The sequence below is a fragment of the Holtiella tumoricola genome, assembly GCF_027857615.1.
GTDB lineage: Bacteria > Bacillota > Clostridia > Lachnospirales > Cellulosilyticaceae > Holtiella > Holtiella tumoricola.
This window is the reverse complement of the sequence record NZ_JAQIFT010000029.1, coordinates 1-23,195: the sequence shown is the minus strand read 5'-3', so window position 1 is coordinate 23,195 and position 23,195 is coordinate 1. Positions and strand designations below refer to the sequence as shown.

Sequence of the window (23,195 nt, the reverse complement as noted above, 5' to 3'; positions counted from 1 at the left end):
TTTCTCCTATATTATTTTCTTTTGAAGAAATAGATGGAACTTACTCCTGCGGCTAATACCACAATAACTATAACAAGAATTGTCATATGTTTATTGGTTTGCTCTACCTCTACAGATTGTGACTCCGTTTCCTTTGTCTCTTCTATCTCACTTGTCGCTAAGGCATCCTCTTTATTCAACGTCTCTGCTACTATTTCTTCTAGTTTACCTTTATCTTTATCTTTATCTTTATCTTTATCTTTATCTGCTTCTATTTCACTCTCTTTTGGCTCATGTTCTTCTAATTTATCTTCTTTTAATTCGTCCTCTTTTAATTTATCTACTTTTGATTCATCCTCTACCTGAGAGGCTTCATTTATTTGCTTTACTGGAACAACTGGTTTTTCCATTTTCTCTGGTTCAGCAGCTTTATTAGTAGATTCAGCTTGCTTAACTGGTTCTGGTTTTGATGTTTCTGATTTTGTTCCTTCCACTTTTGTAGATTCTGTTTGAGTCGATTCTGGCTTAGTTACCTGTGTTTTATTTCCCTCTGTTTGACTTACTTCTGATTGCATAGGTTGTTCTGCTTCCTTTACTACTTCTTTTTCAATAAGCTTTAAACTTCCTTTATCAAAAGTTAATTCATAAGATACCTCTGTACTCATAGGAATAACATATAAACCTATTGTTACTTTTGTATCTACAGAAGGAATAGGGAATTGTATCTTTTTGATATTTGTTGCTGAGTCATTTGAAACTAATTCATAACTAACAGATTTAGAATTAATTGTAACTTTAAAATCTCCCATAAACTGAGTATTATTAAATCCAACCGTTACAAAAAGGCCATCAGAACTCATTTTGAGTTCTGATTCCTCTTCAGTATATGATCTAGCCATACCTTGGCCTATTTGACTCTCATGATAAATTTGATTTTTGATCGTATATGTTCCATTTTCTAACTTGCTAGAGGCGTAAACTTGCCCACCTAATCCACCACCTCCTACAACTACTACCATAAGGAGTACCATCAGAAGTTGTTTTACTTGATTCCATCGGTATTTCATTTATGTGTACCTACTCTTTCTATTACTCTACAGCTTTTAGAATATCCTCATAAGCCCAATGACTTTCACTAAGATCCTTAAAGGTATTTTCTTTTTCTTCTAACTCTACTTGATCATGCCCCATAACTTTATTGATAACTTTTACGGCTTGTGCTCTTGTTAAGTTTTCTTCTGGTTTAAATTCTCCATCGTCATATCCGTTGATATAACCAGCCTCAGTTGCTGCAATAATGTAGTTTTTGTAAATAGAATCTTCAATGTCTTTAAAAGGTAATGCCTCTACTTCTTCTACATTTAATCTTGTAATTTGTGCAATAATCTTAACAAATTCTCCTCTTGTAATAGCCGCATTTGGATTAAATAAAGTAGCCTTTTCTTCACCGATTAAACCAAGTTGTTCAAATAAGGTAATCTCCTCTTTTGCCCACATATCAATATCTTCATACTGACTTCTATATTCACTGTCTCTAAGTGTCTTTTGATCAATTACAATTCTAAGTTCTGGAGCCATATCTCCCATAGGTGCAATGCCTGTTTTTAAAGTGATTGGATCTTTTAAGCTATCTGTTTTTATTACAACATAAGCTTTCTTAAGATCTGCTGATTTTTCTACTACTAATGGCTCATAGCTTTTTCCTACTTGTTGCCATACACCTGTAATAATGTTAGTAAATCCAAGTCCTTCATTCTCAATTTCTAAATGAACTTCATAAGATTGGTCTACTTTTTCAATCATAATATCATCTGTTTTAAAGAATTGTTTTGCCATAGATGCTTCATTTTTATCCTTATGTAGAACATCTATAGATGCTGTTTGATAATCTTTTTCTGGTGCATCAATAAACTTAGCTAACATAGCAATCGTTTCTGCTTTTGTCACTTTTTCATTCGGTCTAAATGTATGATCTTCATACCCTTTTATGTAACGAATGTTTTGTGCATCCTCTTTAATCTCAAACTCAAGTTTGACCTCTACCTTAAGTCCTGGAATAGCAAAAACATTTGAACTGATTTCTTCTTGATTAAATGTAATACCTATTTGAACTTTTTGTTCTTTATCTTTTGCTTCTATTTCATCATAAGTAAAACTTACTTGTGTTCCTTCCATTTTGAAGTCTTTCAATGTTAAAAGGGTTCCTTCTTTACTACCATCTAGGTATACACGTCCAATAAAGTCATTTGCTGTTAAACTTTTATCTTCCGCAGTAAGTGTTATGGTCACTTTTCCATTTTCTGCTACCACACTTTGTATAGCTGTTTTTTCATTGGCTACAAGACTTGTATCAATTTGTCCTGCCCCTGGTTTAATACTACTTTCTACAAGGCGAAGACGTAAAACTGGTTTCATTGGTAGCATTGGTGCAATACCACATCTGAGATACACAACATCATCAACAGATTCAAACTCTACTTCTGTTGTAATATAACGTTTTTGTGCATCATCAAGATGTGATAAGTGAAGACTTTGATAGTTTCCGCCTACTTTTTGTTCTAAAGATGTTATGACATCTTTCATGCCCATTCCATCTTTTTTCACTTGAATGGTTAAATAAGGTTTGCCATTTACTATAGCTAACGGTAAATTCGTTTGAGTAAAGAATTGTGCTGCCATAGATGTCTCGTTATTGGTTTCATGAAGAACTTCAATATCTACAGAATAGTCTCCATCTACTAAGCCTTCTATTACACCTTGTGACTTTCCTTGAATCACAACTTCTTCCAATGAGGTTTTTACATTATTATTTGCTTGATCTCTTGCTCCTACTAAGTAAGTCCCTGGCTTAAGTCCTTCAAATGTAGGCTCAGCTTGCCAATTTGCTCCACCATCTATTGTGTATTCATATGCTCCACTTCCCCCTTGAACTTGAAGCGTAATCGTTCCATCTTCTGCTCCAAAAGCAGTTTCATGAGTCGCAGTATAATCCATTTTTAAGCTTTGAGTTACTTCCCCTATTTCTGATTTAAGCTTTTGTATGGTTTCATCTGTTAAACGAATACGTAACACATGGGCCATTTGTCCCATTGGGGTCATATAGTGACATTTTACATAAGCCGCTTCTTCTACATTTTCTAAATTAATTTTTCCTATTACATATCTGATATTTTCATCGTCTAAGTGTTCTAGTGGAACATTTACAAATTCTTCGCCTACTTTTTGTTCTATCACTTTAATAGCATCTGTCTGTCCCATTCCATCTTTTTTGATGTTTAGTGCCAGTATCACTTGCTCATCTTCTACAACCATCTCTATTGCTTCTTGATCAAAAAATGCTGCTGCCATTGAAGGTTTATTTGCAGTTTCATGTAATACATCAATATCAACAGTATAAGTACCTTTTGGTAACACTAAATTGCCTTTTGCCTCTATTGTCACTTCTTGATAAACAGTCTCCAGATCTGTCTTATCTATATCTTTAACACCTACTTTATAATTACCAGGTGCTAGGTTTTCAAATGTAGACTCTGTACTCCATGTTGTTCCACCATCTATTGTGTACTCGTAATTTCCACTTCCACCTGCTGCTTCGATAATAATTTTCCCATCGTTAGCTTTATAAGCTGTTTCATTAGTAGGCGTAACTGTCACTTCTAAGCCTTCTGGCTTTGTCAAACCTAATAATGGTTTAAAGTATTCAATACTTTCTGCTGAAAGTTGAATTCTTAATGCTGGTTGCATAGAAGCAAATGGTAATTCTAATTTACACTGCATATATGTATCTTCTTGAATATCTTCAAGCATTACTTCTGTTGTAATATATCTTATCTCATCGTTATCTAAGTAATTGACTTCAAGTGGTTCGTATACACCATCTCTAAGAATATTGAACCCTTTAACAACATTTTTAAATCCTAGCCCATCTTTATCTATTTTTAAAGTCAGATAGACTTTACCATTTCTAATCTTTGCTGGTACCACACCTTTTTCAAAGAAGTCTGCTGCCATTGAATTTTCATCTTTTGTTTCATGTAAAACATTGATACTTGCTGTATGTGTTGCACTAGACACAATATCTACCCATGGGTCTACCAAGTTTTCTCGCGCTTGAATTGTAATATCTTGATAAATAATTTCAGCATCTAAATTTGCTCTATCTTTAGCACCTACTTTATAAATACCTGGTTCAAGATTTTCAAATGTAGACTCTTCGTTCCAATTTTCTCCTCCATCTATTGTGTACTCATATTTTCCACTTCCACCTACTACTTGAATAGCAATTCTGCCATCTTCAGCTTTATATATGGTTTCATCAACATGTGTAACTGTCATTTTTAAAGGGTCAATTCTTTCTTGATCTAATAATTCTTTAAAATATTTTTTGCTCTCCTCTGTTAGCTGAATTCTTAATTTAGGCTGCATAGAACCCATAAATGGTATTTCTAACTTACACTGTATATATGTATCCTCTTCAATATCTTCAAGTATAACTTCTGTTGTTATGTATCTTATCTTGTTATCCTCTAAATAGTCTAGTTCCAATGCCTGACATCCATTTTCATTACATAGATTGAGCCCCTTAATAACGTTGCTAAAAAATGTACTGTCTTTATAAACTTTTAAAGTAAGGTGTACTTTACCATTTTCAATTCTTGCTGGTATATTACTTTTCTCAAAATATGAAGCTGACATGGAACTTTTATTTTGTGTTTCATGTAAGATATTGATACTCGCCTTATGAGTTGCACTAGAGACAATGCTTTCCCATGGGTCTTGTGCTACTGGTTGTATATCTAATGCTGCACTTGTGGTCTTTTGTGCAACCTCAAGTGCTGAACCTGTTGTTGTACTGATTTGATCATTGTCTGTATAAAGTGTCTCATGTTGTATTTTATTTTCGTTCGCAAGTACTGTTACACTTTGACTTATTGTCCCTGTTATTACTGTGCAGCACAATGCCATATTCGCTAATTTATATCTCAATGATTTTGCCATTATTATTCCAACTCCTTATTTGTTAATTTTCTGTAATCTGAACTTCACAAACTATAGCATCTAATTTTTTGTGATGTCAATCCACTCAGACAGAGTTGGTATTCATAGATACATAATTGATAACAATTTTCATTTATCCTTTACTTTTTCCTTTTTTTAATATATCCTATTACAGTAATCTATATTTTTGAGATTAAATCTCAATATCAAGGAGGCATTTAAACTGTTTGCATCATATATAAATACCTTAAAAAAGATTTCTTTATTCAAAAATATGACTCCTAAAGAAATTAACGCTTTGCTTCTAGAACTTTCTACAACTATCAAACACTATGAGCAAGGTTCATATATTTGTACCCAAAATCAAGATTTCAATAAGATCGGCATAGTATTAAAAGGTAAAGTAATGTGCAGCCGTACTTGCCTATGCCACAATGCAACATTTTCTCATATTTTAAAAATGTATGAGACTTTTGGCGAAGACTTGGTCTGCGCAGGCCATGATAGTCTTCCCTACGATGTCATTGCCTTAGAAAATACAACATTGTTGTTTATTAAAGTGAAGGATTTACTTTTACTTGGGCACCCTTATAGCCCTTACATAAATAAGTTTCTTATCAATTTACTATCGCTTATTGCTAATCGTCATTTAATTTCAACTGAACAGATAGAATACACACGTATTCCCTCTCTTAAAAGGCGTGTTGCTGCTTTCTTACTCAACCAATATGAACAGACCGGGCAATTACTCTTTACTACTTCATTAAGTCGTTGTGAAATGGCTAGTTATTTAAGTGTGACACGCCCTGCCCTTTCAAAGGTTTTATCAGAACTAAAAAAAGAAGAGATTATTGACTACTACAAGGATTCTTTCAAAATTCAAAATCTCGATAAATTAATGCAATTATAGAAAGGATAATCATATCTATGTCTAAACTTTTTTATATTACAGTAGGCTTTATTGCCTTAATTCTTGGTGTAATTGGTGTCATATTCCCCATCTTGCCCACTACACCTTTTCTCTTACTGACCTCTGTTTGCTTTGCCAAAGGATCAACAAGATTTCACAACTGGTTTACACACACCAAACTTTATAAAAAACATCTCGATAGCTTTGTTACAGAGCGATCAATGCTTTTAAAAACTAAAATATGTACATTAGCTTTTGCTTCTGTCATGCTACTCTTCCCTCTTATTTTTGTAGACAATATTTTTGTAAAAGTATTTATCATATTCCTATATATCTTTAAGTATTATTATTTTATATTTAAGATAAAAACCATTAAAACAGTATAAACAAAGAGAGGTTCTTACATGGGACGTATAGAAACAGAAAAACAAGTTGTAACCCATATGATTGAAATTTACTGTCACAAACATCATCATGCATCTGATCTTTGTACAGAATGTGCTAACTTACAAGCTTATGCTCTTAAACGTCTTTCTCATTGTAGATATGCTGAAAACAAATCCTTTTGTAGCCAATGCCAAACCCATTGCTATGCGCCTAAGTACAAAGAAGAAATCAAAAAGGTTATGAAGTTTAGCGGTCCTCGAATATTCTTCAAACATCCTATTCTCGTTACAAAACACATGCTTAATCTCAATTAAGTGAAAGACTGCCATATCATTATTAATAATCACAATAAATAGAAGGGCTATAAAACTAGAAATTTGATTAGTTTTATAGCCCTTTTATATTGTTAAAGTTGACCATTTTTTTAAACGCTTTATACCTTTTCTGGGTATCTTCGTCTTCTCATTTAAAGTTTAAATAACATCCTGCTACGCTTCCCATTGTATCTATTATAATTGTATATCTACATTATAATTGACTAACCAATAATCAAGTTGTAATAACCAAGCAAGAAGCTGTGGTTTTGACATCAATTGACCAAACCAAGTTACATTCTGTGTAGCTAAAATATCTTCTAATGCTACTTTATTAATGAGCTCTTTGATTCTACAATCACTGTCGTTTAATCTTGACTCTAAAAGTTTAATAACCTTTGCTTCATATGCTGGATTATGGGTTTTTGGATAAGGGCTCTTCTTACGATTGAGGATTTTATCTGGTAAATAGTCTTGCATTGCTTCTCTTAGAAGTGCCTTTTCTACTTGATTTTTGAACTTAATTTCCCAAGGTACATTATAAATAAATTCTAATATACGATGGTCTGCAAAAGGTACCCTTACCTCTACACCACTAGCCATACTCATACGGTCTTTTCTTTCTAACAATGATGTCATAAAGTATTGGACAGATAAGCATGTCGCAATTCTGCTTTGTCTCATGCTTGCATTATCAGAGTCAAGCACTGGACATTCTGCTACACTCTTTTGATATACAGATTGTGCAAATGCAAGACCTTCATCTGGTTTGACCCATTTATCTTGGAAAAGGCTAGCCCTCTTCGTTGCATCATGAATCCATGGGAAGAAGCCACTTTGAAGCATTTCTGGACGATAAAACCAAGGATATCCACCAAAGATTTCATCTGCACATTCTCCTGATAATACTACTGTGTGTTCTTTTTTAACTTGGCTACAATAGTAGAGTAAAGAAGAATCTATATCTGCCATTCCTGGTAAGTCACGATATAATGTGGCATCATATAGTAATTTAATTAAGCTATCAATATCAGCCGTTAGCACTTGATGATGTGTTCCTAATTCATGAGCGAGATAACGTGCATACTCATCATCACTTTGTGGTTGGAACAAGGTTGCATGGAAGTTCTCTTTATTTCCAGCATACTCAAAAGAATACGTTCCAAGCTGTCTACCTTCTGCTGCATATTTTCTAGCTGCTACACTACTTATAATAGAAGAATCTAATCCACCTGAAAGTAAAGTTGCAAGGGGTACGTCTGATACAAGTTGCCTTGTAATAGCATCCGTTACTAATCTTTTGGTTTCTTCTACTGCATCTTGTTCAGTTCCCTCAAATGCCTTGGCTTCTAATTCCCAATACTTTGTAAGCTTCAATCCTGATTTGTTGTAAACACCATAATAGCCTGTAGGAATTTCTAAAATATCTTTAAATACACTTGTTCCACCTATTTTAGTAGGCGCTAAGTAAAGAAGTTGCCATAAACCTTCTTGATCTAAGACACTTTTAACCATGTCATGAGCAAGTAACCCCTTTACTTCAGATGCAAACAATAAGGTACTACCAACTTGTGTATAGAAGAAAGGTTTAATACCAAATCGATCACGTGCTAAATAAACCTCATGTTTGCTTTCATCCCATACTGCAAAGGCAAAGATTCCGTTTAAGTAATTTGCGCATTGTTCCTTAAGTAAAATATAAAGATACAAAACAACTTCTGTATCACATGTCGTTTGTAACTTCACACCTGCCTTTTCAATCATTTTAGTCAGTTCAGGTGTATTATAAATTTCACCATTATAAACAATGGTATACTTCCTACCTTCATAAACTCTTGTCATAGGTTGAAGGCCTCTTTCAACATCCATAATTGCTAAACGGTTATGCTGAAAAGCTACACCTTTTGCTACATACACCCCTTGTTGGTCTGGCCCCCTGTGAGCAAGAGCTTCTCCCATTTTTCTAACGCACCCCTCATTTGCTCTTTCTTCATGTATAAAATCAACGATACCACATATTGAACACATATAATTTCCCTCCTGTACAAGCACAAAAATAAAAAGACCCCTTAAGTGTTTTCATTCATCGATACACTTAAGACGCCTTTGTCTTCTGTACTATTCTATTCGTCTATTTAAAATTGTTGCCTGTCTTATACCACTTTGGTACAATTTTAGCAAAATACTCATAGTCTTCTATTGCCTCGTAGCATCGTCTTTTCATACCTTCTACTTCTTCGTCCCCAAACTTTTCAGCCCATACAATAGAATATAAGGCTGCATGTGCTACATATACAGAAAGTACCCTCCAAAATATTTCTGGTGGCTCGTAGTCAAAGTATCCATCTATTTGTCCTTTTGAAAAAGGTATGCTAATCTCTTTAGCAAAGCTCTGTATCTTATAAAATTCCTCGTATTGATCCCCATATTTCCACCTATTAAAATCGATAATACCTAGCTTTCCATCTGGTGTTAAAATCATATTTCCTGGATGGAAGTCCCCGTGCAAATAAACTGCTGGATAAGGATTTAGTAGATGAATATTTTCTTCTACATATGTAATGATCCCTTCATCATTTGGGATCCGATTACTACTCAATTTATACTTTTCTATCCCACCAAGCTTTCTTTGTTTTCTATCTTGTAGATGCCTATCTTCTTTAGCCACTTTAATTTGATGAATAGCTTTTAGTATTCTCCCCGCTTCTAATCCCAAAGCATATTGCTCTTCAATAGGTAACTGATCTAAACACTCATTAAGTGGCTCACCTTCTACCCATGTTAAAATCATATAAACGGATTGCTCTTCATTACATGTTCCAAACTCAACTGCTTGCGACATCACTGCATCAATCTTATTCGCCTTTTGTAAAAATTGATATTCCTTTTGTTTTTCTTCATATAGTGAACCATCTGCTATACGTATAAGAAATTTATTTTTTTCTTTATCTTCAACGTAATATTTTTTGTCCATGGACCAACCTTCATTAATTTGTTTAATCACTTGCCATGTTGAATAATGAGGTATGCCTTCTACTGGATATATTAGTAATGGTTTTGCCATCTTCTCACCCCTACTTGCTAGCATATGGTAACCCAATTACACCCCAATATGCTTTTATCTAAATTAAGTTTTAAGCTTATTGTATCTCTATACATGCTATATTTCAATTCTAAATCTATCTTTATTTTTTATTCAAAACTAATCATTCGTTTTTGAACAACTTTTACATTTTATTCCTTATTGAGCCATATTATATAAATATAGATTTTGTGGGGTGAATGATATGTATTATACTTTTGCTACAACTTTAATACTGCTTGGTATTTTTCTTTTAGCTTTCTTTTTTTCAATTAATGAAGCTACGTTGCTTACTTTCTTGCCCCTTATCAAACGACATTCTATACAACATGAAAGATTACTTCATTCTAAAGTAGCTTGCGCGCTTATTCGTTGTTTGAAAGGCTTAGAAGTTACTTTCATTCTCCTTTTAGCCGTTATCACCTTTGTCATTGGTGAAACTTGTTTTTACAACTTTATTTTGCCATTATTTTGCATAGGAGCATTTAGTCTAATTATCATTGATTTATTTTTACCCCTTGTTATTGATTCTTTTCTCATACACTCTAATTAAAAATACTCCTCATGAAAATCATTATCTATTGATTGACATGAGAAGTATTTTTTTGATGTATCCAAGATTTTATTTTTTAATCATCATTGGATATAGCCTTTATTCCTAATCATCCCTTATTTCATTAATAGCTCATTGGCGACTTTATTCCATCATAATAATAGAAACATTTGACCTCTAACTATAGCTAATCCATACTGCGATAGTCTCCTATTCACAAGTATACTTACATTCATATCTAATAATGCCTGGATATTTCTCACCTAAACTATTCACTTCAAAGCCTATCTTTCTATAGAAACCAACTGCATCATCATCCGTTTCTGCTAATATGCAGGCTGGTTTATAGAACTCTTTTATACATTTAATCATTTGATGTCCAATGCCTTGATGTTGCCTCTCTTTTAAAACAGCAATGTCCAGTATCTCTACTCTGTAACTCTCTTCATAATTTAAAATAACAATGCCACAAAACTTATCATCTATATTTGCACCTAAGGCAATAACTCGGTCATCATCCATATACCTTTGGGCTCTAGCATTTAGTTTTTCTTCAGTAGGCATATATGTACTTTGTGCTAGTATTGTTAGAATATCTTTAGTCTTTAAATTCTCCTTTATATCAATCATTTTCACCTTTCTTCCCCCTCAAAATAAAAAGACTTAATATATATTGCTATTAATCAAGTCTCATCATTTATACACTATTATTTTTTTAGTTCTTATCCACATCTTTGACTAATCTAATAGCTTGCAATATTTTATCTACCTTAGATTGCTTACCACCCATTATAGGTGTAAAGGTCAGTTCTATAATATCATGGACTGTTAAATCTTTTCCTGTTTGTATCTTGTCGATAAGCGCATTGGATACTTCATCAGCCATTGATAACCAGTAACTTACGAACCTTTGTTAATTGGATCTAAATGAACTTGAATAAGTGACGCACGGTTTAGGAAACCTGCTAAATTGTCATATACAGTTCATTTAGCAAAGGCTATAGCCTTTTGAATTTTGGCTGACTTCTCTTATTTATAGGGTTTGACGACGAAATGAAGTTGTAATGATAGAATCTACTTGAAACTATCTAGCACTTCCTATTCAACTAACTATGTTATATGTTCTGCTATTTTCTATTTCCTACTTTTTTTACAGGCTTCTTCACTCCACTTCATAATTCTATTAAACTGATTTCCTACTATACTCTCATTACTTTGTGGTATATTACTTGAGGTATCTTTCCAAGTTTCGAGCACTTGATTAGCCACAGTTCCAATATATATATATATCTTCTTTAATATCACATGCAATTTTTAATCTTCTTAGCGACTCTTGTTGTGTAGCTTCAATATATGAATCTCCATATCTGTTGTTGTAATTAACCTTCCCAAGAAATTTAATATCGTTTTTACTTCTTTGTACCTTCATAAGTGTGCTCATATCTTGAAATAACTCTTGTGCCTTATGATTTTGATTATTAGTAATCCCAGGGCAACTTTTCATAAACTTTTCTCCTGCTGCTGCACTTAGATATGAGGCATCATCATATAATTCTAACTTATGAGCTGTTGCAGCCATTTTCAAATTATTAGTAGCTAGTTTACCTCCTATGTATTATTGATTTTCTAGCACGTATTCTGTAACTAAGAATGTAAATACTACTGTTACAGTTAAACCTACTCCAAAGGCAATAAGATATCCCATCGACACTGCTCCTTTCCTCATTTTTGAATACAAAAACAAGCTGATACCTTTCATCAGACAGATATCAGCTTATTTCTGATCATAAAAATAATGAACTATATGATTAATACTAGTCCATTAAAATAATATATATACCAATATTATTTTAATGTATTTCCTGCCTTTAGTGTTTTTTGATAAATTTTTCTTCTATTAGTTAAATTTTGCATATGCGTATCAATAGTATGCACCTTAGTATATACATGGTCTCTTCCCACACTGGTTGGTGAATATAATTTTTCTATCAACTTTTTAATAAGACCGAGTCTTATTATTTCTGCTTGTGGAGTCATAGACTTTTCTACAAAAGTCCCCTGTAAGTTTATGAGTAAGCATTGTAGTAATATTTGATTATCACATTGATTAATAAATTCTTCTGTTAATTCCTTAAAGCCTCTTCCTTCTAGTTCTAGCTTTAAACTTATTAATATGAACTTACCAAATTCATAATTTATTTCTTCATATAATCTGTCTATTGCCACATTAAGGTTGTGCCCTGCAAGGTATTCTATAGCCATCCCTTGTACAATGAAAGTTAGCATTATCACTAATTCATATTTCATTGTCTTTTCATCTACACTACTATCCTTTTCTTTTTTTTCTGCTATATACTCATCTAACCTTTCACATAGCTTTTTAAATATAATACAGTATGCCTCTATACAATATTGGATAGCTTCTCTTTTACATCCTTTTTTTATCATTTCTGATTCTTTTAAAACTTCACTTAGTAATAACGTAGCTCCAAAAAGTCCATTCTTTCTATCCGACATATTTTGCCTAGGTAATTCATCATAGGTATTCTCTATCATCCGTTCTGTTTTCTTTATAGAATTAACTTCTGACTCTATTTCCTTATTATCCTTTTTCTTATCCTCTAAAGTTAAATTACCTATTACTTTTAATGAAGCATATATCTGATTTATATCACTTAATACAGGTTCTAATGAAATATCAACTTCATCCATCAAATATGCCATACATTCTATCACAACGTCTTCTGCATCCATAACCTGACTAGCATATAGTGTAATTATTTCATTATATGCCTGATAAGGTATTTTTTCTAAAAGCTTATCTCCCTCACCATTTCTACCTATATACTTAACATAGAAATAATATAAAAAACAATCAAATGTAAATTCTATTTGACTTTTTTTATAACTAATCAACTTTGATTTCTTCAATTCATCTAATAATCTAAGAGCATCATACTCAACATCTCTATCTTCATTAAACTGCTCTATAAATTCTATATATTCTTTTGTATCTACAGATTTTTTATTATGTGAAATGAAGTAATTTGCCAATACTTGAAGCATATAATCTTTTGTATTATAGTTCATATACTCAGTTCTATTGTCCCATATAGAATATTTTCCAAGATATACATCCGAGAACTTATCTAATAATAGATACATATTGATAGTTCCCATATCTAGGATATTCATATCACTTTCTAGTATCCCTATAAATAAAGAATATACCAATGGCGTTCGAGGCAATTTATTATTAAAAAGTAATTTTTTCATGCTCTTTAAGATATTAAATTCATTTTTTAGCTTACCTGCTGTAACCCACCTATTAACCATTATCTTTAACTCTTCCATTCCAAAGCAATGTAAGTAGTTTACTTGAAACTCTTCTAGTATTTTTTCTTTCTCTAGCCCTCTCTCAAATGCATATATTTTACTTTCTTCGGTTTCAGTACTAGTAATAATAACTTTATTATTCGGATACTTTTCTATGAAATTTATTATGTTCCTAAAATATTTTTCTTCATATATATCTACATTATCTATCAATAGAACAATTTTACCTTCTATAATTAACTCTGAAATATCCTCTCCTAATTGCGCCATCCCCTGACCTCTAATGACCTTATATATAAGGTCTGTGGATGTTTTCTTTATCTCATGATAATCAATTATAAAAGGAATACTATTTGTACTCTGATATTCACAAAAAATATACCTTAATAAGGTAGTCTTCCCTATATTCTCTCTACCTATAAACGCATAGTTGCTCTGCCCATCTATAATTGATTTCAACTCTACCCTTATATCATTAATTACAGACTCATCTTTCTCACCTTCTGCATAATTAAATATCTTAGGCTGTATAAATATATCTTTCATAGTTTTCTGCAATGTTGAATCATACTTATTTTCTATCAATTCCTCATTGAACTGGCTTGTCATTTGAACTACATAATCTTTTTTTTTACCACTATTGATGCCGATTTATTTCCAACTATTTCTTCTTTAATTCTACATCTAGCCTCTTCATCAATTGATGTGATGAATCCATATTCCAACTCTTCTACCTGTACTGTATATTTTAAATACTTATTTCTAATACTGCTCTCTAGTATTTTCCGTCTCATCAAGTCATCAATATTGACTTCTAACCATTTTTTTGTATTATCAATAAAGTATGTTTCTAGCTCGTCCTCTAAGCATTCATTCTCTGGAAACTCAAAAACAATACTAATGTTTCTATCCTGACAAAAAATAGATTTAGTAAAATAATGTCTATACCAATGTATTCTAGAGATTACTGGGATATCTTTAATGTTTTGTACTTGTATATTTACTCGGCTTCTATCTCCATCTAATGCATCTCCTATTCTTAATAGGTATGACAGTACCTTCAATTCTATTGTATTATCATGATAAGATGTTTTACTATAATACACTTCCCCTAAAACTTCAACATCTTCATTATGAGCAAAACATATCTGTGCTATAAAATTAGCATATCCATCTAAAATGGGTAGGGCAAATTCTTTTTTCTCTTGACTACGCATAATCCAAAGTGCTGAAATTATATGATGATTTTTTCTTATGAAATTATAAAAATCTTCACTATTTGTTTTAGCTTCTTTTATCTCTTCTATAGTTATTTTATCAACTAGACTTTGTGTAAATTTATTCTTGTAACTTCTTATTTCAAATAGCTTTAACAGTCTATCTTCGTTCATAAGTTCCATTCCAATATCATGTAAATATATACTCATGATTAATATATAAATTTCAGCATCATTTAAATATACATCTGCATTGCTGCCCTCAAAAAGCTCCTTATATAAACTTATTATTCTTGACTCTATTCTTTGTGAATGAGTTAATGAATGGTCTGTAAAATTATATAAAGGACTATTGCATTGAATCACTTCTTTCAAGTGCTCTTTACAATTATTTATGCTGCTTATGTATAATTCTTTAAACCTTTTATCTCTAAAATATTTTTCCATTTTAACCCTTTCTTATCTGTTATCTGTAATATTTAATACTTTCTTGTGCATACTCTTTAATAAATAGCTAAAGGAGCTTATTATGTGTGAGCACAAACCTACTTTTTGTATGAATTTTGGTTTCTTTGATTGCTGTATGGATTGCACAGATTATGCCGACATAAATTGCCCATATTACAAAACGAAGTTAACTAAATTAGATTCTTTAATTGAGCTTTATAATAAAACAAACGCTTCCGAACTAAATGATACTAAAGTAATTAAACCATAGTATATTATTTTTTTCAACTTATCCTTTTATATTAAGTTTCATTTATTTTTTTAAATTATAATCTTTAGAAAAAAATATTTATATACGTTCCACTTTCTTCATCATAGATTTAAAACTCTTATAATCTCGAATTATAAGTTATTATTAGATTATTTATGTCTCCACACTCAACATTTGCTAAGTTTATCCTATGCTTATTGGGCTACAGGATACTTATACTTTCTCTACGACGTCCATTTGACGTCGTAACGGCGACGACTACTTGAAAAATGACAATATTACTTACTACTAACTAAAATTGCATTGACAATTCAATATACAACAAAAAAGCCTCACAATCTTTGAAAACCAAGTAATTGTAAGGCTTTATTTATTGCACCTGATAGGATTCGAACCTACGACGCACGGTTTAGGAAACCGTAGCTTATCCCGCACATCATTTTTTTAGCTATCCAAAAATATTCTTTATTATAATAATGTTTACTATCATTAATTCTATACATAAAAAAGTCGTCCTTTTAATACCATAATGACGACGACTAACTGAAAAAAGGCCACAAAGCCTTTCCCTCCCTTAAAATTTAAGTAATTATAAAACCCTTATTATATGCCTAATAGGCTTAAGATCTCACAACGCAACAAAAGCTAGCCTAAGTTGCCTCCCCTCCAAAATCATGGGCAAACTTAAGCTAGCTTTATAGGTGACATGTTTTATTGGACTCTTATTATACAACTTCATCAATAGGGTGTCTGTATAAGGAGTTATTCTGGTTCCCGTCTAGCCGATTCTCGTCCTTACTAAAGCGCCTGGTATCCCTGCCGGTGCAAGAGGTCGCAATGACTTTACACTTTTAATCGTCTGGCCACTTGTAACACATAAGAGGTACTGTCTTAGTTCCATCCAACATTTATACAATATGTATTATTGATTCCATTATGAGATTGAATCCTTATCCTTCTCATCCATCATCTTGGTGTCACCTCCAAAATGGGGATGCCTAAGAAACAAGTTTGCCTTTTGGGAGGGGAGGCAAAAGTTATGACTTCTTTCTTAGTGGTATAGTAGGTTGGGCATCTAGAATACCAACGCACCATACTTTTATATTAGGGTTACTTTATACTGCATGTCTCTTGATACATTAAGTATATAACTTTTCTGATTATTTTACAATATACAAAATATATAATTTTTATATTTTTATCTCTTTTATTTCTCAAAGTTCTTTAAAATATCCCCTCTATTTTAAGCACTATTTTGTATACTCTTTATATTATAGCTTTCACTTATTTCAATTACTTGTAAAGCCCCATCTACAGCTACTTCTTCATCGACAAAGTCTACCTCAAAGTACTACACCCATAACCCAGCAGTTTGGATAATAAGCCTTGGGATAGACATCATATAAGTTTTACCACAATCAAAAAGCTAACTTAAATCTACCTGTTGATTTTGTATCTAAATAATAATAGGAGGTACTGAAATGAATCTCAGTACCTCCTATTATTTGTCTTATTATGATTCCTACAATCTGTATCTTATTGTTCTCTTAATTTTGCTCCAATAACCATCTCAAGACCATTTAAAATCTTCTTCATAGATTTTTGAATTTCTTCATCTGTAAGTGTATGGTCTGCTGCTCTAAATACAAGTTTGTATGCTACTGATTTGTGACCTTCTTCAATTTGTTTACCTTGATAAACGTCGAAGAGTTCACAGCTTTCAAGGAGTTTACCAGCTCTTTGTCTAATAACTTTTTCAATATCACCAACAAGTACATCTGCGCTTACAAGCATAGCAATATCTCTTGTTGTTGCTGGATATTTGGGAAGTGGAGAGAAGCTACGTGCCTTTTCTATACTATTAAGAATCATAGCAAGGTCAAGCTCTGCTACATAAGTTTTAGCTTCTAAACCGTAGTTTTTAGCTACTTGTGGGTGAATTTCACCGAAGTAACCGCAAACTTTACCACCGATTAAAAGGTTCGCTGTACGACCTGGGTGCATGAATACTAACTCTGTATTTCTTTCAAGTTCTACTTTTTGAACATGAAGGTCTTCCATTAAAGATTCTACAAGACCTTTAAGTGTGTAGAAGTCTACATCTTTGCCGTACATACCTACAGTAAGTTTTTTGATCTCATTTGGAAGTTCTTGTCCTTCTACTTTTTCAAAGATTTTGCCTACTTCGTAAAGCATAGCTGTTTCATTTCTACGGTTATAGTTAATAGAAAGTGAATTTAAGATACCATTTAAAGTAGTTGTACGCATGATACTGAAATCTTCACCTAGTGGGTTTGTAATCGTTAATACATTTCTAAGTGGGCTATCAGCTGGAATGCAAAGTTTATCAAATACTTTTGGACTTTCGAATGTATAAGTTACAGCACCATGTACGCCGTATCTACTCATAAGATGACGAATTTCTGTTACTGTTTCTTGTTCAAAGTTTTTGTGTCCAACTGTTGGTGTACCTCTTTCAAGTGTTACTTCGATTTTATCATAGCCATAAAGTCTAGCAACTTCTTCTGCAAGGTCAGCCATCATTGTAATGTCTGGTCTGAATGTTGGAAGTGTAACTGTTTTTGCTTCTGTGTTCACTTCAAACTCAAGACTTTCGAAGTAAGCTTTCATTTCTTCTTCAGTTACTTTTGTTCCAAGGTAATTATTGATCCATTGTAAATCATATGAAATTGTAAGTTTTTCACGTTTTACTGGATATACATCAATAACGCCAGATACAACTTCACCAGCACCTGTCATATTGATAAGTTGTGCTGCACGGTCTACTGCATCTGTAATGTTGTTTGGATCAAGACCTTTAACGTATTTTTTAGATGAGTCACTGCTAATACCAAGTTTTTTAGAAGTTTGACGTACATTGTATCCATTGAAGTTAGCACATTCAAAAAGAATTGTAGTTGTTTCTTCTGTTACTTTTGTATCTTCTCCACCCATAACACCTGCGATTGCTACTGGTTTTTCTTCGTCTGCAATAACAAGCATTGTGTTATCAAGTTCTACTTCATCACCGAATAAAGTAACCATTTTTTCTCCGTCTTTTGCATTACGTACGATAACATGGTGACCTTTAAGTTTGTCGTAGTCGAAAGCATGCATTGGTTGACCAAATTCAAGAAGCATGTAGTTTGTAATATCTACAATGTTGTTAATAGGTCTAAGACCTGCTGATAAAAGACGGTCTTTTAACCATTTTGGTGATGGACCTACTTTTACATTTTTGATAATACGTGCTGCGTATCTTGGGCAAAGTGCTTCATTTTCAATTGTTACTTTTGCCATGTCAGCTGCATTGCCTGCAACTTCTTCAACTTTGATTTCTGGGTATTTAAAAGGCTTTTTGAAAGTTGCAGCTGCTTCTCTCGCAATCCCTAAAATACTGAAACAATCTGGTCTATTTGATGTAATCTCATATTCTACTACTTCTTCGCCAAGACCAAAGAAAGGTTTTACATCTGAACCTAATTCAATTGGCTCATGGAAGATATATACACCATCTTCTGGTGCATCTTCGAAGTCACTTGCAGCAAAGCCAAGTTCTTCTACTGAACAGAACATTCCTTGTGATTCTACACCACGAAGTTTACCTGTTTTAATTTTAAGACCACCATGAAGTGTTGCACCATCAAGTGATACAGGAACAACATCCCCTGTATTTACATTCGTTGCAGCTGTAACGATTTGAAGAAGTTCACTTCCACCGATATCCACTTTCATTACACGAAGTTTATCTGCATCTGGATGTTGAGTTGTTTCAACAATTTTACCTGCAACAACTTTAGTAATCTCTTCTCCACTCACTTCAACTGTTTCAACTTTAGAGCCAGACATTGTCATTGCATCTATATAAGTATTTATATCTACATCAATATCTACATATTGTTTTAACCAAGACATAGGTACGTTCATTTTTCCAACTTCCTTTCTTATCTATCATCTTTATATACTTTTATCTTATTTAATCGAACCACATTATCGTTATAATCTATCACAGATGTTTCTGTTTCTCCCCCTTTATCCCTCTCAGGATCTAAGGAGCTTACCAGTACTCGTAATAATGAAGTGAAAAGTATCTAGGCCACTTCTAGAAGTTTAGCTAGAGTGTTTACATTGAGTATTCAAACTCCATGCAGTCACCAAATCCACCCTTTACTTTCCGTTCCTTATCAAAGTTCCTAGGAAACCTATGGATGTTTGGCAAGGTGGATGTCTAGAGGTTGAAGCATGAAATATGCCTCTGGAGCATTTGTAGAGATGCATGAATTATAAATAAGATGGTTTTAGCCACACTGTTTGAGCGTTAGCGAGTTTGTGGCGTTATCTTATTTATAATGAAATAGCAGCTCTTAAAATGCGGAAGGAGCATATGGAATACTCAAACTCTCTATAGCCACCGTCTTCCCACATTCTCTCTTCCCTAGAACTGTGATAAGAATCTCACATCATTTTCGTAGAATAATCTTAAATCGTTAATATCGTATTTAAGCATTGTTAAACGTTCTACACCCATACCAAATGCGAATCCTTGGTATTTAGTTGAGTCGATACCAGCCATTTCAAGTACTTTTGGATGAACCATACCACATCCTAAGATTTCAATCCAGCCAGAACCTTTACATACGTTACAGCCTTTACCACCACACATTACACAGCTTACGTCTACTTCAGCACTTGGCTCTGTGAATGGGAAGTAGTGAGGTCTGAATTTAACTTGTACTTTATCTCCGAAGAATTTCTTAGCAAACTCAGCAAGTACCCCTTTAAGGTCACCAAATGTAATATTTTCATCGATTACAAGACCTTCAATTTGGTGGAATACTGGTGAATGTGTTGCGTCTGACTCGTCAGAACGGTATACACGTCCTGGAGCAATCATACGAATAGGAAGTGCTTGTTCTTCCATTGTGTGTACTTGTACTGGTGATGTAGCTGTACGAAGTACTAAGTTATTTGTAAAGTAGAATGTATCTTGTTCATCACGAGCTGGATGTTCTTCTCTTAAGTTAAGGGCATCAAAGTTGTAGTAAGCTGTTTCAACTTCACGACCATCTACAATTTCATATCCCATTCCCATAAAGATGTTTTCTAATGCTTCAAGTGTTTTATGAAGTGGATGCATATGTCCTTTGTTCATTTTTTTACCTGGCATTGTGATATCAATAACTTCTTCTTTAAGTTTTTGATTTACAGCTTCGCTTTCAAGAGCTACCTTTTTATCAGATAAGGCTGTTTCTAATGCTTCACGCACCTCATTTGCCATTTGACCTACTACTGGTCTTTCTTCTGCTGTTAAATCTTTCATTCCTCTAAGAACAGCTGTAAGCTCACCTTTTTTACCTAAGTATTGTACTCTTAAGTCTTCTAATACTTTAAGATCACTTGCACTTTGTATTGCACTTAATGCAACTTGTTGAATTTGCTCTAATTTTTCTTTCACTTTTCTTACTCCTTTCTGGACTTTAAACTTACTTTTATAATTTTAGAAATAAAAAAAGCTCCATCCCTCCGAAAAGGGACGAAGCTTGACTCCGCGGTACCACCCAAATTTTTATACTAAGTATAAACACTTTAATAGCTATAACGCGCAACCGATACTTCCTACTTCTTTCAATCTAGATGAAAAGGATTCAAAAGTACTGCTCCAATGTGAAATTCACTTTTCTACAGGGCCAAAAGGTGCTTACAGCCGGTGACACCTTCTCTCTTTATGGTTCTAAAAAAGCTACTTTGCATTTTCCTAGCATTTCATATTATTATATCAATTATTGTACTATACATTCTTTTCTTGTCAAGTCAAAAAGTTTTTCTTCCATAGTCATACTAATCTCCATTAAAAGGATAAGACTTTCGCCTTCTTCCATGACATTATATCTAGCAAGTGTATGACCATTTTGATAGTAATTCCAAAATTCTACTAATCTCTCATAGTGACAAGCTATGAGCTCATGCCTTTCGTTTATACTATTCATCAGTTCCTCATACTGTTCGTAATTCCCACCTAACCTGTAGTTCATAATAAGTTCACGTTCTCTAAGATGATGAAAGCCTATTATATTTTCTTTAACAAAAGCTAGACAAATAGACCACATTACCTTGTCTACCCTTTGATCTTGTACTAGAGAAACGAGCTCACTTTTCATCTGTCTCAAAATACTCTTAATCGTTAAATGTTCTTTCTGAATAATCTCCATAGTATCCATATTAGCACCTCGTTTTTATAATGTATCAACATTATTGCCAAATTTTTAGGTTTTTTAAACTTAAAGATTGAAACTTGCTTACTCTTGTCAATCTGTCCGCTTTTTAGTATTATGAATAGGTATGCTTAAATGAATGAATGACTGATATTTCTAAGGAGGATCTTTGCATGCTAACTCGCGGAAACTGTATTGTTGGGCAATCCGGAGGCCCTACTGTTGCTATAAATGCTTCTTTAAGTGGCGTTTTACAAGGTATATTAGAATCGGAGAACTATAACTCGGTATATGGGATGGTTAATGGTATTGAAGGCTTACTTCAAGGCAAGTATCTCAATTTATCGGAAACTTTTACGACCCAAGAATCTCTTGATACTCTTTCTATTACGCCTTCTATGTTTTTAGGCTCCTGTCGTTTTAAATTACCTCATTATGAAGTTGCTCCTGAGGTTTATGAAATACTATTTAAGTTCTTTACTACTCACAATATTACAACTGTATTTTACATTGGCGGTAATGACTCTATGGATACCGTTGTTAAACTCTCTTCTTATGCTAAATTGAAAAATTTCCCTATTCGTATCGTTGGTATTCCAAAAACTATTGATAATGACTTACCAATGACTGATCACACACCTGGTTTTGGTAGTGCTGCAAAATTCGTTGCTACTACAATGCTCGAAATTGCACATGATACTTATATTTATAATATTCCATCTGTAACTATTATTGAAATTATGGGCCGTAATGCTGGCTGGTTAACTGCAAGTGCTGCACTGGCTCGTACAACATATTCTTGTGCACCTGACCTTATTTATTTACCTGAAGCAGCTTTTTCTCTTGAACAATTTGTAGAAGATATAAAACGTGTTCAAAAAGAACGCAAAAATATTATTGTAGCTGTATCTGAAGGTATTAAAGATGCAGAAGGTAACTATATTTCAGCAACTGGAACAAGCGTAGATGCCTTTGGTCATAAACAACTTTGTGGTGCTGGGAAAACACTTGAAAATTACTTAAAAGACCAACTTGGTTGTAAAGTACGTTCTGTAGAGCTTAATGTGACACAACGTTGTGCGGCCCATGTGGCTTCTAAAACAGATATCGATGAGAGTGTTCTCATTGGTAAAGCTGCTGTACAAGCTGCTATAGATGGACTAACAGCAAGTATGATGTGCTATAACCGTATAAGTGATGCACCATACCAAGTTGAGATTGTTCCTCATGCCATTGAAGATATTGCTAATAAGGAAAGAATTATTCCAAGATCTTGGATTAATGAAGCAGGTAATGATGTAACAGAAGACATGCTTACATATCTTCGTCCTTTAATCGAAGGCGAAACTTTAGTAGGCTACAAAAATGGTCTTCCTATTTATTGTGATATTACACATCTTCATAATAAACACTTCTTTGAACACTTAGAAGAAAATTAAGAAGCTATCATAGGATTAATTAATCTATATTAAATAGATAAAAGAGGTAT

18 protein-coding genes and 1 other annotated feature are annotated in these 23,195 nt (G+C 33.1%); of the genes, 6 read left to right on the top strand and 12 right to left on the bottom strand.

What is annotated here, in order from left to right; all coding sequences use genetic code 11:
• Nucleotides 1–11: 11 nt before the first annotated feature.
• Together PBV87_RS06855 and PBV87_RS06850 are read right to left on the bottom strand one after the other, a co-directional pair.
• On the bottom strand, nucleotides 12–1,046 hold the full coding sequence (locus PBV87_RS06855; RefSeq protein WP_271011625.1) for an NEAT domain-containing protein: 1,035 nt from the start codon (nucleotides 1,044–1,046) through the stop codon (nucleotides 12–14).
• A 22-nt stretch (nucleotides 1,047–1,068) separates the two neighbouring features.
• Nucleotides 1,069–4,977: an NEAT domain-containing protein gene (locus PBV87_RS06850; protein WP_271011624.1), complete on the bottom strand. Its 3,909-nt coding sequence runs from the start codon at nucleotides 4,975–4,977 to the stop codon at nucleotides 1,069–1,071.
• Nucleotides 4,978–5,275: 298 nt separating this feature from the next.
• Here PBV87_RS06850 and PBV87_RS06845 point away from each other — a divergent pair, with 298 nt between their 5' ends.
• From PBV87_RS06845 to PBV87_RS06835, 3 genes are read left to right on the top strand one after another with little or no spacing between them, the layout of a single operon-like run.
• Entirely contained in the window at nucleotides 5,276–5,887 is a 612-nt protein-coding gene (locus tag PBV87_RS06845; protein WP_271011623.1) for a Crp/Fnr family transcriptional regulator, read from the top strand.
• A gap of 17 nt (nucleotides 5,888–5,904) precedes the next feature.
• A complete protein-coding gene (locus PBV87_RS23000; RefSeq protein WP_301335058.1) occupies nucleotides 5,905–6,273 on the top strand; it encodes a YbaN family protein in 369 nt (122 codons plus the stop codon).
• A gap of 18 nt (nucleotides 6,274–6,291) precedes the next feature.
• Nucleotides 6,292–6,588, top strand: coding sequence for a nitrous oxide-stimulated promoter family protein (locus PBV87_RS06835; protein WP_271011622.1), 297 nt, complete (start codon nucleotides 6,292–6,294; stop codon nucleotides 6,586–6,588).
• Between the two features lie 195 nt (nucleotides 6,589–6,783).
• Here the strand turns inward: PBV87_RS06835 and asnB are convergent, their stop codons facing one another.
• Together asnB and PBV87_RS06825 are read right to left on the bottom strand one after the other, a co-directional pair.
• Nucleotides 6,784–8,616, bottom strand: coding sequence for an asparagine synthase (glutamine-hydrolyzing) (gene asnB, locus PBV87_RS06830; protein ID WP_271011621.1), 1,833 nt, complete (start codon nucleotides 8,614–8,616; stop codon nucleotides 6,784–6,786).
• A 103-nt stretch (nucleotides 8,617–8,719) separates the two neighbouring features.
• Nucleotides 8,720–9,652, bottom strand: a complete 933-nt coding sequence (locus tag PBV87_RS06825; protein ID WP_271011620.1) for an aminoglycoside phosphotransferase family protein — start codon at nucleotides 9,650–9,652, stop codon at nucleotides 8,720–8,722.
• Nucleotides 9,653–9,875: 223 nt separating this feature from the next.
• On the opposite strand from PBV87_RS06825, the gene PBV87_RS06820 reads away from it, so the two are divergent.
• On the top strand, nucleotides 9,876–10,223 hold the full coding sequence (locus PBV87_RS06820; RefSeq protein ID WP_271011619.1) for a hypothetical protein: 348 nt from the start codon (nucleotides 9,876–9,878) through the stop codon (nucleotides 10,221–10,223).
• Nucleotides 10,224–10,433: 210 nt separating this feature from the next.
• Here the strand turns inward: PBV87_RS06820 and PBV87_RS06815 are convergent, their stop codons facing one another.
• From PBV87_RS06815 to PBV87_RS06795, 5 genes are all read right to left on the bottom strand, one after another.
• Nucleotides 10,434–10,853, bottom strand: a complete 420-nt coding sequence (locus PBV87_RS06815; protein ID WP_271011657.1) for a GNAT family N-acetyltransferase — start codon at nucleotides 10,851–10,853, stop codon at nucleotides 10,434–10,436.
• 85 nt (nucleotides 10,854–10,938) lie between these two features.
• Nucleotides 10,939–11,109: a hypothetical protein gene (locus tag PBV87_RS06810; protein WP_271011618.1), complete on the bottom strand. Its 171-nt coding sequence runs from the start codon at nucleotides 11,107–11,109 to the stop codon at nucleotides 10,939–10,941.
• Between the two features lie 375 nt (nucleotides 11,110–11,484).
• On the bottom strand, nucleotides 11,485–11,802 hold the full coding sequence (locus PBV87_RS06805; RefSeq protein ID WP_271011617.1) for a hypothetical protein: 318 nt from the start codon (nucleotides 11,800–11,802) through the stop codon (nucleotides 11,485–11,487).
• Between the two features lie 266 nt (nucleotides 11,803–12,068).
• Nucleotides 12,069–14,168, bottom strand: coding sequence for an NACHT domain-containing protein (locus PBV87_RS06800; RefSeq protein WP_271011616.1), 2,100 nt, complete (start codon nucleotides 14,166–14,168; stop codon nucleotides 12,069–12,071).
• 5 nt (nucleotides 14,169–14,173) lie between these two features.
• The gene (locus tag PBV87_RS06795; protein WP_271011615.1) at nucleotides 14,174–15,223 is read right to left on the bottom strand and encodes an HD domain-containing protein; all 1,050 of its coding nucleotides are present in this window, start codon (nucleotides 15,221–15,223) and stop codon (nucleotides 14,174–14,176) included.
• 82 nt (nucleotides 15,224–15,305) lie between these two features.
• Here PBV87_RS06795 and PBV87_RS06790 point away from each other — a divergent pair, with 82 nt between their 5' ends.
• The gene (locus tag PBV87_RS06790; protein ID WP_271011614.1) at nucleotides 15,306–15,494 is read left to right on the top strand and encodes a hypothetical protein; all 189 of its coding nucleotides are present in this window, start codon (nucleotides 15,306–15,308) and stop codon (nucleotides 15,492–15,494) included.
• 1,536 nt (nucleotides 15,495–17,030) lie between these two features.
• Here PBV87_RS06790 and pheT read toward each other — a convergent pair.
• From pheT to PBV87_RS06775, 3 genes are all read right to left on the bottom strand, one after another.
• Nucleotides 17,031–19,421, bottom strand: a complete 2,391-nt coding sequence (gene pheT, locus PBV87_RS06785) for a phenylalanine--tRNA ligase subunit beta (protein ID WP_271011613.1) — start codon at nucleotides 19,419–19,421, stop codon at nucleotides 17,031–17,033.
• A 508-nt stretch (nucleotides 19,422–19,929) separates the two neighbouring features.
• Nucleotides 19,930–20,949, bottom strand: coding sequence for a phenylalanine--tRNA ligase subunit alpha (pheS, locus tag PBV87_RS06780; protein ID WP_271011612.1), 1,020 nt, complete (start codon nucleotides 20,947–20,949; stop codon nucleotides 19,930–19,932).
• A 71-nt stretch (nucleotides 20,950–21,020) separates the two neighbouring features.
• Nucleotides 21,021–21,260: a binding site (T-box leader), on the bottom strand.
• A 14-nt stretch (nucleotides 21,261–21,274) separates the two neighbouring features.
• Entirely contained in the window at nucleotides 21,275–21,712 is a 438-nt protein-coding gene (locus PBV87_RS06775) for a hypothetical protein (RefSeq protein WP_271011611.1), read from the bottom strand.
• 167 nt (nucleotides 21,713–21,879) lie between these two features.
• On the opposite strand from PBV87_RS06775, the gene PBV87_RS06770 reads away from it, so the two are divergent.
• Entirely contained in the window at nucleotides 21,880–23,145 is a 1,266-nt protein-coding gene (locus PBV87_RS06770) for a 6-phosphofructokinase (protein WP_271011610.1), read from the top strand.
• The last annotated feature ends 50 nt before the right edge of the window (nucleotides 23,146–23,195 follow it).

Excerpts from the sequence above, each read along its gene's own strand:
- PBV87_RS06855 (WP_271011625.1), bottom strand. The coding sequence starts at position 1,046 with ATGAAATACCGATGGAATCAAGTAAAACAACTTCTGATGGTACTCCTT.
- PBV87_RS06850 (WP_271011624.1), bottom strand. The coding sequence starts at position 4,977 with ATGGCAAAATCATTGAGATATAAATTAGCGAATATGGCATTGTGCTGC.
- PBV87_RS23000 (WP_301335058.1), top strand. The coding sequence starts at position 5,905 with ATGTCTAAACTTTTTTATATTACAGTAGGCTTTATTGCCTTAATTCTT.
- PBV87_RS06835 (WP_271011622.1), top strand. The coding sequence starts at position 6,292 with ATGGGACGTATAGAAACAGAAAAACAAGTTGTAACCCATATGATTGAA.
- asnB (WP_271011621.1), bottom strand. The coding sequence starts at position 8,616 with ATGTGTTCAATATGTGGTATCGTTGATTTTATACATGAAGAAAGAGCA.
- PBV87_RS06825 (WP_271011620.1), bottom strand. The coding sequence starts at position 9,652 with ATGGCAAAACCATTACTAATATATCCAGTAGAAGGCATACCTCATTAT.
- PBV87_RS06820 (WP_271011619.1), top strand. The coding sequence starts at position 9,876 with ATGTATTATACTTTTGCTACAACTTTAATACTGCTTGGTATTTTTCTT.
- PBV87_RS06815 (WP_271011657.1), bottom strand. The coding sequence starts at position 10,853 with ATGATTGATATAAAGGAGAATTTAAAGACTAAAGATATTCTAACAATA.
- PBV87_RS06810 (WP_271011618.1), bottom strand. The coding sequence starts at position 11,109 with ATGGCTGATGAAGTATCCAATGCGCTTATCGACAAGATACAAACAGGA.
- PBV87_RS06805 (WP_271011617.1), bottom strand. The coding sequence starts at position 11,802 with ATGGCTGCAACAGCTCATAAGTTAGAATTATATGATGATGCCTCATAT.
- PBV87_RS06800 (WP_271011616.1), bottom strand. The coding sequence starts at position 14,168 with ATGACAAGCCAGTTCAATGAGGAATTGATAGAAAATAAGTATGATTCA.
- PBV87_RS06795 (WP_271011615.1), bottom strand. The coding sequence starts at position 15,223 with ATGGAAAAATATTTTAGAGATAAAAGGTTTAAAGAATTATACATAAGC.
- PBV87_RS06790 (WP_271011614.1), top strand. The coding sequence starts at position 15,306 with ATGTGTGAGCACAAACCTACTTTTTGTATGAATTTTGGTTTCTTTGAT.
- pheT (WP_271011613.1), bottom strand. The coding sequence starts at position 19,421 with ATGAACGTACCTATGTCTTGGTTAAAACAATATGTAGATATTGATGTA.
- PBV87_RS06775 (WP_271011611.1), bottom strand. The coding sequence starts at position 21,712 with ATGGATACTATGGAGATTATTCAGAAAGAACATTTAACGATTAAGAGT.
- PBV87_RS06770 (WP_271011610.1), top strand. The coding sequence starts at position 21,880 with ATGCTAACTCGCGGAAACTGTATTGTTGGGCAATCCGGAGGCCCTACT.